This is a genomic window from Sphingobacterium sp. B16(2022) (assembly GCF_012030425.1).
In the GTDB taxonomy this organism is placed as follows: Bacteria; Bacteroidota; Bacteroidia; order Sphingobacteriales; family Sphingobacteriaceae; genus Sphingobacterium; species Sphingobacterium anhuiense.
Genome location: NZ_JAAUVN010000003.1, coordinates 776,317 through 788,501 on the forward strand (window position 1 = coordinate 776,317; position 12,185 = coordinate 788,501).

At 38.1% G+C, this 12,185-nt stretch carries 13 protein-coding genes; 1 reads left to right on the top strand and 12 read right to left on the bottom strand.

All coding sequences use genetic code 11. The annotated features are described in order from the left end of the window. Nucleotides 1–9: 9 nt before the first annotated feature. The 10 genes from HCX49_RS17635 to HCX49_RS25610 form a co-directional block, all read right to left on the bottom strand. A complete protein-coding gene (locus HCX49_RS17635; protein WP_168127791.1) occupies nucleotides 10–1,083 on the bottom strand; it encodes a lipopolysaccharide biosynthesis protein in 1,074 nt (357 codons plus the stop codon). A 3-nt stretch (nucleotides 1,084–1,086) separates the two neighbouring features. Further along, nucleotides 1,087–3,597, bottom strand: coding sequence for an SLBB domain-containing protein (locus tag HCX49_RS17640; RefSeq protein WP_168127792.1), 2,511 nt, complete (start codon nucleotides 3,595–3,597; stop codon nucleotides 1,087–1,089). Between the two features lie 33 nt (nucleotides 3,598–3,630). Further along, on the bottom strand, nucleotides 3,631–4,491 hold the full coding sequence (gene rfbA, locus HCX49_RS17645) for a glucose-1-phosphate thymidylyltransferase RfbA (protein ID WP_168127793.1): 861 nt from the start codon (nucleotides 4,489–4,491) through the stop codon (nucleotides 3,631–3,633). 84 nt (nucleotides 4,492–4,575) lie between these two features. Next, nucleotides 4,576–4,929: a four helix bundle protein gene (locus tag HCX49_RS17650; protein WP_168127794.1), complete on the bottom strand. Its 354-nt coding sequence runs from the start codon at nucleotides 4,927–4,929 to the stop codon at nucleotides 4,576–4,578. A gap of 98 nt (nucleotides 4,930–5,027) precedes the next feature. After that, nucleotides 5,028–5,942 (bottom strand): dTDP-4-dehydrorhamnose reductase, encoded by a 915-nt coding sequence (gene rfbD / locus HCX49_RS17655; RefSeq protein ID WP_237682841.1) that lies wholly within the window; start codon nucleotides 5,940–5,942, stop codon nucleotides 5,028–5,030. Beyond that, nucleotides 5,890–6,450 carry a dTDP-4-dehydrorhamnose 3,5-epimerase gene (gene rfbC, locus HCX49_RS17660; RefSeq protein ID WP_132769869.1) on the bottom strand — a complete coding sequence of 187 codons (561 nt, stop codon included), beginning with the start codon at nucleotides 6,448–6,450 and terminating at the stop codon, nucleotides 5,890–5,892. Before rfbC ends, rfbD begins: the two co-directional genes overlap by 53 nt. Before the next feature lie 124 nt (nucleotides 6,451–6,574). Next, complete coding sequence (gene rfbB / locus HCX49_RS17665; RefSeq protein ID WP_132769871.1) at nucleotides 6,575–7,627, bottom strand: dTDP-glucose 4,6-dehydratase; 1,053 nt, start codon at nucleotides 7,625–7,627, stop codon at nucleotides 6,575–6,577. Nucleotides 7,628–7,779: 152 nt separating this feature from the next. Then, nucleotides 7,780–8,259 carry a hypothetical protein gene (locus tag HCX49_RS17670; RefSeq protein ID WP_132769873.1) on the bottom strand — a complete coding sequence of 160 codons (480 nt, stop codon included), beginning with the start codon at nucleotides 8,257–8,259 and terminating at the stop codon, nucleotides 7,780–7,782. A gap of 363 nt (nucleotides 8,260–8,622) precedes the next feature. After that, nucleotides 8,623–8,883, bottom strand: a complete 261-nt coding sequence (locus HCX49_RS25605; protein ID WP_237682842.1) for a hypothetical protein — start codon at nucleotides 8,881–8,883, stop codon at nucleotides 8,623–8,625. Continuing rightward, a complete protein-coding gene (locus HCX49_RS25610; protein ID WP_237682843.1) occupies nucleotides 8,846–9,082 on the bottom strand; it encodes a hypothetical protein in 237 nt (78 codons plus the stop codon). Before HCX49_RS25610 ends, HCX49_RS25605 begins: the two co-directional genes overlap by 38 nt. Nucleotides 9,083–9,253: 171 nt before the next feature. On the opposite strand from HCX49_RS25610, the gene HCX49_RS17680 reads away from it, so the two are divergent. Beyond that, a complete protein-coding gene (locus HCX49_RS17680; protein WP_132769875.1) occupies nucleotides 9,254–10,189 on the top strand; it encodes a UDP-glucuronic acid decarboxylase family protein in 936 nt (311 codons plus the stop codon). A 428-nt stretch (nucleotides 10,190–10,617) separates the two neighbouring features. On the opposite strand, the gene HCX49_RS17685 is transcribed toward HCX49_RS17680, so the two are convergent. Both HCX49_RS17685 and HCX49_RS17690 read right to left on the bottom strand, forming a co-directional pair. Then, nucleotides 10,618–11,616: a mannose-1-phosphate guanylyltransferase gene (locus HCX49_RS17685; protein ID WP_132769877.1), complete on the bottom strand. Its 999-nt coding sequence runs from the start codon at nucleotides 11,614–11,616 to the stop codon at nucleotides 10,618–10,620. Between the two features lie 118 nt (nucleotides 11,617–11,734). Beyond that, complete coding sequence (locus HCX49_RS17690) at nucleotides 11,735–12,160, bottom strand: adenylyltransferase/cytidyltransferase family protein (protein WP_132769879.1); 426 nt, start codon at nucleotides 12,158–12,160, stop codon at nucleotides 11,735–11,737. Nucleotides 12,161–12,185 lie beyond the last annotated feature (25 nt).

The window sequence follows — 12,185 nt, forward strand, 5'->3', positions numbered from 1 at the left end:
TCTATTTCATTAATTTTTAAGAATTTCATTATACCACCTTCTGATAACAAGTATTAAAAATGTTAAAAAGGCAAATATAAAAGCAACTGCAACGCCTGTTTTCAAAACACTGGGACGCTCAACCATAAGTGGAAACACCGGTTCATCAACCTTTTGAATCAAAGGTGATTCTTTCATAAGTGCCATCTTTGACATCTCCAGATTTTGCATCAATTGACTCAAGATAACCTTATTTGTTTCTGCTGAAAATTGCGACCGTTGCGTAGGTATAAGACGTTGCGCTTGTCTTGTTGGATTCAGATTGGGCGTCGCATCTATTGCACCAGCACTTGCAGAAATATTACCGTTCATAACTGCTCTAACCGAATCGGTCTTATGCTGTAAAATCGCAATGTTATCCAGCGATTTCTTCGTTTTGGTTTTTACATAAAAATCATTAACCTGCGCAACAAGTGCTTCATTAAATTCTTTGGAAAAAACCTCATCTGTGGATGTAACATCTACTTTAAATAATGCAGATTTTTTATCCAATTTTCCAACTATTAAATTTTTTTTATTGATATCCTGAACGGCCTTCTGCAATACGCTGTCCCGCGCACGAACTAATGCAATTGGTACAGTCCCTTTAAAGTTAATGTCCAATAATGTTGGGTTATTTTCTTGCCACCGCTCGCGTGCATGGCTTATAGAGAGATAACGATCTAAAATAAGCATCGAACTGTCACTTTCTGAGGGCAGTAATAAAGTTGCTTCAATCATTTTACGTGACTTATATAATTCAAAAAGATTGTCTCCTTGAAAAATACCTCCTCCCGGAGATCCCAAATTAACCCCAGCGAGGGCTGCTAATCCTGCCATCTGCCCTCCACCACTACTTGTTCCCTCGCCTGACTCTAATACAAAAGTAGTACTGGCAGTATAAACAGCCTGCTGTGATTTAGCATAATAACAACCAATAGCCCCACCTATTAAGATTGTTATAATAAAGATGTACCACTTAGATACCACATAGCTCATCCAATCCTTAAAACTTAGGATAAAATCTTTTAAACTTATCGTCCCCCCATTATTCATGTTAACCATATGTTATTTGAATAAACTTAATATAATGGCTAAAGTCGACGCAACACCGGCTCCTATGCTTACCCAGGCTTGTGAACTTAATCTTTCGCGTGGTGCACGTTTCGGTACAACGATTTCTGCTCCAGGTTTTACTTCTGGATATCCTCCATCTTTTCCTTTAACTGCGCCGTTAGCATATTGAACAAAAACACGTTTTTTTAGCGCATTATCTGTAAAACCTCCAGCTTGATTGACGTAATATTTTAGGTTTTTACCTTTTATATAAACCACGTTATTCGGATTCAATACTTCGCCCATTACTTTTACCGTTTCCAGTTCCTTTGGGACTGTTATAATATCACCATCAAGCACAAGTAAATCACCTCGTTGCTTAGGATTGGTAAGTATTTTACTCAGTTCGATACCTACTAAATCACTTGGCTCAATATCGGGAGCTGAAACACCTTGCTGCTGTGATAGTTTTGCTAACGCTTTATTTTTAGCATTTGGATTAGCTAACGTAATTTCTTGCTCAAACCCCTCCTCTTCAGTTAATTTTTCACCTGAAGTAACTTCGATTTCTTTTTGAGCACTTTCTTTTTCTTTTTTCTCTTCAGCCTTTAGTTTAGAAAGTCCAGTTCGCTTTAAGGATGCTCCTTCCGTATAGGCATACGAAGTCAATCCTCCTGCACGTTTGATAATATCGGAGATACGCTCATCTTCACGGGAAATTGTGTAAAAACCCGGAAATAGCACTTCTCCTTCGACTTTAACTTGCCTTTGTGTACGGAATCCAGCATCGCCTAAAACTGTAATCACATCGTAAGCTTTTAATGCAAAATTTAAATTCGATATCTTGCCTTCATTTATCTCCATTACAATAGTCTGTGAAGTGCTCGAATCTGTAACTTCACGATTATTTAATCGTCGTGCAATTTCTATACGCGCATTTTTAGCAGACTCATTCAAACCTCCTGCTTTCTGGATCAAATCGCCTAGCGTTGCATTACTAGCAAAAGGAAAATCACCAGGAAGACGCACTTCACCTTGGACGGTAAACTTATATTCATCTCTTAAATCAAAAATAGAAGCAATTTCAATTTTATCTTCTCTTTTTAACGGAATATCTGCTGCTGTTCCTGCTAGTATTTCACGAACATTGAAATTAATAAGCTCTGCCGTATTGTCTGCTCTCAATCTATTAATGATACCTCTTTCCAAAAAGGCATCTTCACGTATACCGTCTGCTTGCTCTAATAACTGCTTCAGAGTCATTCCTGGTTCCATTCCATATAAGCCTGGACGAAAGACTGCTCCTAAAATACTAACACGATTGGCAAAGCGTTCCAAGATTGGCTCCACAATAAACTGATCACCTGCCTTTGGACTGTAATCAGCAAATTGATCCGAATAAATATCTTTGACACTACGTTCTTTATCCGTCTTTTGCAATACTTTGACCTTTGCGGTGTATGCATTTTCACTAAATCCACCAGCGTATTTGACTAAATCCAATAATGATTCACCAGATACGGTTTCGAATATCGCTGGACGTTTGACTTCGCCTTCAAATTGTACCCGGCTACCATAAACCGGAATATGGATAATATCCTGATCTTGTAAACGGATATTGCCGCGTTGGATGCCATTCGCTAAGAAATCATATAAATCAATGGTCGTAACAACCTGATTGTTACGAACCACTTGGATCTGACGGTAAGTCCCCTTTTCACTAGGACCGCCTGAAGCATATAGCGCATTGAATACAGTAGCTAAAGATGGTAAGGTATATGTCCCCGGCTTTGTCACGGCACCTGTTAGTGTAATTCGGATACTACGGATATTACCAATGTTGACATCAACCTGCGTATGACCAGAACGAATAGCTGGGTAAGTACCACTCAAACGTTGTTGGATCTTATTTTTTGCGGCCGAAACTGATAATCCTGAAACAGCTACTTTGCCCACATATTCAACTGTAATGCTTCCGTCAGGATTAACTGGCAATTTATATGATGCTTCATTATCTCCTGTAATATCCAATAAAATTTCATCGTCAGGTCCAATAATATAGGAGCTTGGAGTTGCCATCCTCAAGTTTGGCTCAAAAGTAATTTCGCTGTTCTTAAATAAATCGGAACCAAAAATTTTAAGCTGCCCGTTGTCAATTTTTAAAGAATCCTTACTGTTTTTTTTTGTTTGTAAAGAATCTATTTGGGATACACCATTTACTTGACGTCCCGTAGTGGAGCGTGTATTATTTGATTTATTTTGTATCTGATTTGGTTGTTGCTTATTTCTTTTTATCTTCTGCAAACGATCTTTCAGCTTTTGAGTTTCAACCGCAGAAACACCCTGTGCACGGGCAAATCCATCCAATTGACTTTCACCATAGCCCATCAGTTCAGCTCGCTTTACATACTGCTCAATTTGAGCATCCGTTAAATCATCAACTCTTATATTTGCTGGATTGGTCTGTGCATGAATGGATCCAAAAAAACTCACTACACACAACAACAATATCACTCTTTTCATTCTAATTTGAAATTTTCACAAAAATAGGTAAATTTATTTAATTGAGAGGCACAGGTATTCTCCATAACCTGATTTACGCAACGGTTCAGCAATTTTTAATAATTGCTCTTTATCAATATAGCCCATACGATAAGCTACTTCTTCGATCGCTCCGATCTTCATCCCTTGGCGTTCTTCAATTACCTGAACAAACTGAGCCGCCTGCATAAGCGATTGTACTGTACCTGTATCCAACCAAGCTGTACCCCTATCAAAAACAGCAACATTCAACTTTTCACGTTCTAAATAGATTTTGTTGATATCGGTAATCTCCAGCTCTCCTCTCGAGGATGGTTTTATTTGCTTTGCAATTGCTACCACATCATTATCGTAGAAATATAAACCTGGGATAGCAAAATTTGATTTTGGTACTACAGGTTTTTCCTCTATTGAAATCGCTTTTTTATCTTCATCAAATTCCACGACGCCATATCGCTGAGGATCTGTAACTTGGTAAGCAAACACCATTCCGCCTTCGATGTCAACACATGACTGTAATAATTTGGACATCCCTGAACCATAAAAAATATTATCGCCCAAGATTAACGCTACTTTATCATCACCTATAAATTCTTCCCCCAAGATAAACGCTTGTGCCAAACCGTCTGGGCTGGGTTGTTCGATATACTCAAATCTACATCCAAGTTGCGAACCATCGCCCAATAGCCTTTGAAATTGCGGTAGATCTTGTGGAGTCGAAATAATTAAGATCTCATTGATCCCCGCCAACATTAAAGTGGATAGCGGATAATAAATCATCGGTTTATCATATACTGGCATCAATTGCTTGCTCACTGCCAAAGTCATGGGATGTAGACGTGTTCCTGATCCTCCTGCTAATATGATTCCTTTCATTTTTTTTAATTTTAGTTACGTAGTAATTAGTGACGTAGTTTTTCTTAGTAACATAGTGACTAGTAAAGTAGTGACGTAGTACTTTTATATTTTATTTTTAATATTTTCTATTAATTTCAACAGCATTCTTCTTAGCTGAACATTTTCTTCTAAAGCTGAATCAATGACAGTTGTGTACCCTAATAATTTAGCTATTTCAATTTGGGTTTCAATTTCACTCAATGAACCCAAAGCGATATATAAAAATTGGAGAAATTCTTTAGCAGATCTTCTCGCAGCTCCTTCTGCAATATTACTTGGAACTGAAACGGCAGCCCTTCGAATTTGACTGGTCAAACCAAATTTTTCCATCTCAGGAAAATCACGAGATAAATCATATATACTTTTAACATATAAAAGTGAACGTTGATATACAATTAAATCTTTATGACTTCTCATCTCTTATATTTTAGTGATTATATCTTTCGATTACTTCTTCACATCGTTACTTTCGTGACTTGATAATTCCGTTACTTCGTCACTAGTTCACTTTGTTACTATAACCCTTCGTTATCCAAACATCTCACTAGGCTATCTTTCCAAAATGGCACCTTCACTCCGAATGTTGCTTTGATTTTCGTTTTATCTAATAACGAATACTTTGGTCTTTTTGCAGGTGTTGGATATGCCGTTGTCGGTATCGCCTGTATCTCACAGTTCAAACCTTTAATATCGCGAATAGCAACCGCAAAATCATACCAGCTAATTTCGCCTTCGTTGCTGTAGTGATAAACACCACCTTTCCATTTTCCTGAATTAACAATATCTACAATTGCCTGCGCTAAATCTTGCGCTGAGGTCGGAGAACCGATCTGATCGTTAATAACGGAAATGGAATCCCGTTCAGATAGCAGACGCAACATGGTTTTTACAAAGTTTTTTCCAAAAATAGAATATACCCATGAAGTTCGAATGATAATCGCCTCGGGGTACCATTTCAGTATTGCTTGCTCACCTTTTAACTTTGTTGCTCCGTAAATATTAATTGGACTGACTGGAGCATCTTCGGTCAATGCGACACTGCTACTTCCATCAAAGACATAATCGGTCGAAATCGCAATCAATTTTGCGTTATGCAATCGACAATACAGCGCAATCTCTTCACTAGCCAAATGATTAACCTGTTCTGCCAGGTCAGCATCTGATTCGGCTTGATCGACCGCAGTATATGCTCCGGCATGAATAATCAAATCGGGTTGATACATACTAAGAATATCCTGAATAATCGTAATGTGATCCAAAGGAAGCTGTTTCCGATCCAAGAAAAAACATTCTTTAGACACATCCTGATCCAGCAGAACTTTCAATTCTTGACCTAACTGCCCGGATGTTCCCGTAATAACAATACGCTGTTTTTGACTAACCGATTCCATTTTTTTCGTTAAATGCCATAAAAGACTGCGCTTCTTCATCTTTCACAGAAAGAATCATATCTTCCCGAGGGACCTGCCAATCAATACCTAACGCTATATCTAACGGATGAACACCGTCTTCTGCTACTTTATGATAATGATTATCGCATTTGTAGAAAAAGACAGCATTTTCTGATAAGACCGAAAATCCATGTAAAAATCCACGTGGAACATATAATTGTCTCTTATTTTCGGCAGATAACTCCACTGCTACATACTGACCATATGTTGCAGAACCTAGACGTACATCGACAGCAACGTCCAACACTTTACCTTCCAAAACACGCACTAATTTTGCCTGCGCATATTCTCCGGCTTGCATATGCAAGCCACGTACAACACCATACTGCGATTGGGATTGGTTATCTTGGACAAATGCTGGTTTCGACCCTACAATCTGTTCAAACTTCTGATCATTAAAGGCTTCAAAAAAGTAACCTCTTTCGTCTTCAAAGACTGTCGGTTCTAAAATAAAACAGCCTTTTAATTTTGTTTCGGTAAAATTCATGGTTTATTTTTTTAGTGACATAGTAACGATAGTGAACTAGTAACATCGCTATTTTTAGTGACCTAGTACTCGTCACTTCTTTACTTGTTACTCTGTTACTTGTTACTTGTTACTCGGTCACTTCTTAATCCTTGTACTGCTTATCGTAATATTTTTGGTAATCTCCGGAAGTGACACTTGCTAGCCACTCCTCGTTGTTCAAGAACCAATCGATTGTTTTGGAAAGACCTTCTTCAAACGTTACAGAAGGATACCAACCGAGTTCCTTATTTATCTTGGAGGCATCAATAGCATAACGCAAATCATGCCCTGGACGGTCTTTAACGAAAGTAATCAAGTGTTCTGCTGTACCAGCTGGACGACCTAATTTTTCATCTACCTGTTTACATAATTCTTTGACCAAATCAATATTCTGCCACTCGTTAAAGCCACCAACATTATAAGAATCACCATTCTTACCTTCATGAAAGACAAGATCTATCGCTGTGGCATGATCAATTACAAATAACCAATCGCGGGTGTATTTTCCATCTCCGTAGATGGGTAGTGGCTGACCGTTCAAGATATTATGAATACATAATGGAATCAATTTCTCCGGGAAATGGTTAGGACCATAATTATTAGAACAATTGGTCAGTACGATAGGCAAACCATAAGTATCATGGTAAGCTCGAACAAAATGATCGGAACTCGCCTTCGATGCTGAATATGGAGAATGTGGATCATAAGCAGTCTCTTCAGTGAATAAACCTTCTGCTCCTAACGCACCAAATACCTCATCGGTAGAAACATGATGAAAACGCTTACCTGTAAAATCGTCTTTCCAGATCTGGCGTGCGGCATTCAATAAATTAACCGTTCCGATCACATTCGTCATCACAAATGCGGTAGGATCGGCAATGGAACGATCAACATGAGACTCTGCGGCTAAATGTATGACACCGTCGGGTTTATATTCTTCAAAAACACGGAACATATCCAAGGCATCGGTAATATCGGCCTTAACAAAGGTGTAATTCGGCTCCTCTTCGAGGTCTCGTAAATTTTCGAGATTACCAGCATACGTCAAAGCATCTAGATTGACAATATGGTAGTCAGGATATTTAGTAACAAAATTTCGTACTACATGAGAACCTATAAAACCTGCTCCACCTGTAATTAGGATTGTTTTATTCATAATATGAGCAAAATATTTCTTAACAGCTTAAAGCCCCTTAACGATAATTAAGGGATTAGCATCAAAAGTAATAAGATTTTATGAACAATCAATCACTACAAGCGAGCAAAACAAGCTAAAATGAGGTTTTCAGCTTATTCTTTGCCAAAAATCTATTTTTCTACTTGCTCTTGGTATAGTCCAGATATCGGTACAGCAACTCGAAAAAGTTTCGTCTTGCCACCTTCAAAATGCAATTTCCCGGAAATAGTGGTAAGTACTCCAGTTAAATCTAATGTTGTCAAGTCTCTATTCAATACCTTATAACGGATAGATACCTCAGGATGTGTTAAACTATTGTATTGAAAAGGAAGTGATAAAGACTGATCAAGCTGTATATTGACATCAGGGTGTTTTAAATTTACACTTTTTAGTGTAGCATGCTTTAATTTTTGATCACTGCTGCTGCCATGGATCACAATTACACCGCTCTTCACACTACGATCGCCACTATACTGTCCCGCACGCTCTTGAAAAAGGTAACTGACCGATAATGTGCCATGAGCCGCTAATCGTTGCTTCGAATGCTGTGCTGTCCAAAAATAATAACTGCCAAATAAAAATAATACAATTAAAATAATTACAATAATCATTGTGGGTAAAGGTTAAGGGTTGTAAAATAAAAGAGCATTTATAATGATGAGTAACGTTGTGACCGGCAACTAGTGACTGTAGTAAAAAGTAACGTAGTGGCAATCTAACTTTCTAACCATCTCAACTGATAAACAGTAACATTGTAATGCTCAAAATGGTTTTGCATATAGTAAACATGATTTGCATATATTAACGTAATGAAAAGCCACATCGTATGAATGTAAGCAGATTAATTAGATCTGTTTTGGATACACTCATAAAATTACGCATGCGCCATTTCGATAGCACAAATTTAGACCTAAAAAGTGAACTGTACTTTCTTTTAAAATTAAGTTTCGATGAAACTAGCAAGACCAAAATGCTTATAAACAAAAAAACGAGATAAATGCGGCCTTAATACTGTGATTACATTGGTTACTACAACGATTACTCGCCTCCCGATAATCGGCCACATAAATGGCTGCAGACTCCCGAGTATCATCGGTATCTTTTTTAAAGGCCCAGCCTAAAAATACGATTTTCTTACCATTGACCGTATTGTACATGGTCTTAATAATATGCTGTGCAAATCGTTCTTTCTGATGATCATTTAACAAAATGACCTGCTCCCAATAATCGGCCACAACAGTTAAGTTGTAGGAACGGGCGATATAAACGAGATTTAAAATATATCTCTGAAAACAGAAACCACCAAAACCCCACAGATGCTTTCAGGAACTTAGATCCAACCCGGGAGTCATAACCAATGGCACGCGACACTTCAGCAACATTGGAATCTGCCACTTCACATAATTCGAAAATTGCATTGATTGAATATAGCATACAACGACATATAAGTCTTAACCAACAAAATATAAGGAAGTTAAAGCAGCTATATGGATGCCGAAATTATTTATTTATTTGCTACAATTCAATACGAAGAGGAATAAATTTGTCAGACAACTGTGAGATCTATATCTTCGTAATGTTCAACTTTTTATAAAAAAGAGATCCATGAAAAAAAAAATATTGATAACGGGTGGGGCAGGTTTTATCGGCTCGCACTTATGCAGAAGATTGCTCGACGCTGGAAACGAGGTGATTTCTTTGGATAATTATTTTACAGGATCGAAAGAAAATATAGCTCCACTATTATCAAACCCATACTTTGAAGCGATAAGGCATGATGTGACCATGCCTTATTTTATTGAAGTGGATGAAATTTATAATCTCGCTTGCCCTGCGTCGCCGATACATTACCAGTTTAATGCGATCAAAACAGTCAAAACTTCGGTGATGGGTGCGATCAATATGCTGGGATTGGCAAAACGGCTTAACGTAAAAATTTTGCAGGCTTCTACAAGTGAGGTATATGGTGACCCGATCATCCATCCGCAAACGGAATCATACTGGGGTAATGTCAACCCCATCGGTATCCGATCTTGTTATGATGAAGGAAAAAGATGTGCAGAAACATTGTTTATGGACTATCACCGCATGAATGATGTTAAAATAAAGATCATTAGAATATTTAATACCTATGGACCAAATATGCATCCGAATGACGGAAGGGTGGTATCGAACTTTATCACTCAGGCGCTAAATAATAAAGATATTACAATTGATGGTGACGGTTCGCAGACCCGAAGCTTCCAGTATGTAGATGATCTTATCGATGGTATGATTAAAATGATGGAAAGCCCTGTTGAAACGATAGGTCCCATTAATATGGGAAACCCCAATGAATTCAGCATTCGTGAACTGGCAGAAAAGGTGATCACGCTGACAGGTTCCAAGTCTAAAATTATCTTTCAGCCTTTGCCTTCTGATGATCCTAAACAAAGGAAACCGGATATTGATCTGGCAAAAGCAAAATTAAACTGGGAACCTAAAATCCAACTGGAAGAAGGACTTATAAAGACCATTGCTTATTTTAAAAATCTGTCTTAAATATGATTGCACCATTTTTCTTTTGAAATACCGGGCACCTTTTACATAAAAATTGATAACCTCTAAAACAGACCAATTCCCATCTTGATGTAAAGTCAGTTTAACAACAGAATGTTCATGGCTGCATTTAACCGCATTGATCAACAGATTTCGGAGTATTCGTTTCATAATATCCACGTCAAAAAAGATATCCGGTCCCTGTTGTAGTTACAGATCGAAATTGATATTTTTGATTTTTGCAGACAGCTGATAATCAGCGATCCACAAAATCACTACAAGCATATATAGGTACTTTATCGCTAAAAAAATGGGAATCCACATACAAGTAGAATTCCCATTAATGCATAAAATATAAAAAGCCGTATGTTTTTTAATAAAACGTAATCTTACAAAAAAACACGTAACGCTTTTCAGTTTGTTGTATATTTTTAATCGATCAGTTTGGACTGGTGTCGTTCCAGTGTATTGTATATTTTCTTAACATCCTGAGAACTTTCTTTTTGTAAGATCAGGAAGGCATCTTTTGTATAAACCAGGATCGTATTTCTTAAACCAACGAATGCACTGTAAACATCCGTTCCGATCACCATGTTTCCATTTTCATCCGTAGGATGACCAGTATGCTTCAGATAATCATACATCGACTCAAATGAACCCAGATCGGACCAGTTAAAATGTGTTGCAACAACGCGAATTTTTTTGGATCGCTCCATCACAGCATAATCAATACTGATCGAGGGAATCTCTTTGGATAATGCCTCATCCAAAATACCATCTTTCTTATGTTGCCAAGCGGCCAAAGCGGTGGCATAAACACGTGGCTCAAACTGCTGTAGTTCCTGCAATAAGGTGTCTGCCCGAAAACAGAACATACCCGAGTTCCACAGGAAATTGCCTCTTTCAATAAAATCTTCCGCTGTTTCTTTATTCGGCTTCTCGCGAAATGAGAGTACCTGATCACCTTTATACTCAATATAACCATACCCGGTCTCCGGTTTGGTTGCCTGGATCCCAAAAGTAACAATATAGCCTTGATTTGCCTTTTCTATTCCTTCTTGAATGGCCTTATTATAACTTTCATCACCCACGATAACATGATCTGAGGGCGTAACAACCAAAATATCATCAGCGTTCGCCGCAAATGCCGCAAATGCAATCGCCGCAGCTGTATTACGTGGAGTAGACTCCACGATGTCAATATACTCCACCCCGCTGCTCTCCATGACCTCGCGACTCAGTTGATTGTTATCTTTATTCCCCACAACAATAACCTGGTTGCATAAATCCCGATTACGATTGACAGTCATCTCAAACAAAGATCCTTCTTTAAATAGAGAAAGATACTGCTTAGGAAAACTTTTACGAGACAGCGGCCATAAGCGGCTCCCCACTCCACCCGATAAAATCACATGTACTATATTGCTCATTCTATTTTTTATATATCTTTTTTGTTATTGGCGTAGTGACTAGTAAAGTAATACTTTCTTAGTAACGTAGTGACGATAGTGAACCCGTGACGAGTTATCTGCTACCTTCGTTACTCGATTACCTGACTTTCTCCGCTTCCTTTGCCGCAACCTCTTTACGTAGGCCTGTACTTGAAAAACGATGGCTGCGTTTGTTGTAATAGATATCGATAGCTTCTTCAACACAATATTTCTTTCCTGTAAAATCCATATCGCGGTATTCTTCTCCAATGATCCTAACCTGAATAGGCAAGGCTTTAATCATATCGATCAAGTCCTGCTCTGTTTCGTAAGGAATAATCTCGTCCACATAACGGCAACCTTCTAACTGAATATAACGCTCCACAACAGTTTGTGTCGGCGCTGATTTTTCAGGAGAAACTTCCGAAGGATCCGTATTGAGTCCAACAATGAGGTAATCGCAATTGCGACGTGCTTCTTCCAACATCATGATATGCCCGGCGTGTAATAAATCAAATACGCCAAATGTAATTCCTATCTTCATGTAATGTGTTCTTTCTTTTTTTAGT

Bases quoted from the DNA above. Each gene is read 5' to 3' on its own strand.
- rfbD (WP_237682841.1), bottom strand. From the start codon at position 5,942: ATGAAGAAGCGCAGTCTTTTATGGCATTTAACGAAAAAAATGGAATCG.
- HCX49_RS17650 (WP_168127794.1), bottom strand. From the start codon at position 4,929: ATGAGAAGTCATAAAGATTTAATTGTATATCAACGTTCACTTTTATAT.
- HCX49_RS17690 (WP_132769879.1), bottom strand. From the start codon at position 12,160: ATGAAGATAGGAATTACATTTGGCGTATTTGATTTATTACACGCCGGG.
- HCX49_RS17635 (WP_168127791.1), bottom strand. From the start codon at position 1,083: ATGGTTAACATGAATAATGGGGGGACGATAAGTTTAAAAGATTTTATC.
- HCX49_RS25610 (WP_237682843.1), bottom strand. From the start codon at position 9,082: ATGCTATATTCAATCAATGCAATTTTCGAATTATGTGAAGTGGCAGAT.
- HCX49_RS17680 (WP_132769875.1), top strand. From the start codon at position 9,254: ATGAAAAAAAAAATATTGATAACGGGTGGGGCAGGTTTTATCGGCTCG.
- HCX49_RS17685 (WP_132769877.1), bottom strand. From the start codon at position 11,616: ATGAGCAATATAGTACATGTGATTTTATCGGGTGGAGTGGGGAGCCGC.
- rfbA (WP_168127793.1), bottom strand. From the start codon at position 4,491: ATGAAAGGAATCATATTAGCAGGAGGATCAGGAACACGTCTACATCCC.
- HCX49_RS17640 (WP_168127792.1), bottom strand. From the start codon at position 3,597: ATGAAAAGAGTGATATTGTTGTTGTGTGTAGTGAGTTTTTTTGGATCC.
- rfbC (WP_132769869.1), bottom strand. From the start codon at position 6,450: ATGAATTTTACCGAAACAAAATTAAAAGGCTGTTTTATTTTAGAACCG.
- rfbB (WP_132769871.1), bottom strand. From the start codon at position 7,627: ATGAATAAAACAATCCTAATTACAGGTGGAGCAGGTTTTATAGGTTCT.
- HCX49_RS17670 (WP_132769873.1), bottom strand. From the start codon at position 8,259: ATGATTATTGTAATTATTTTAATTGTATTATTTTTATTTGGCAGTTAT.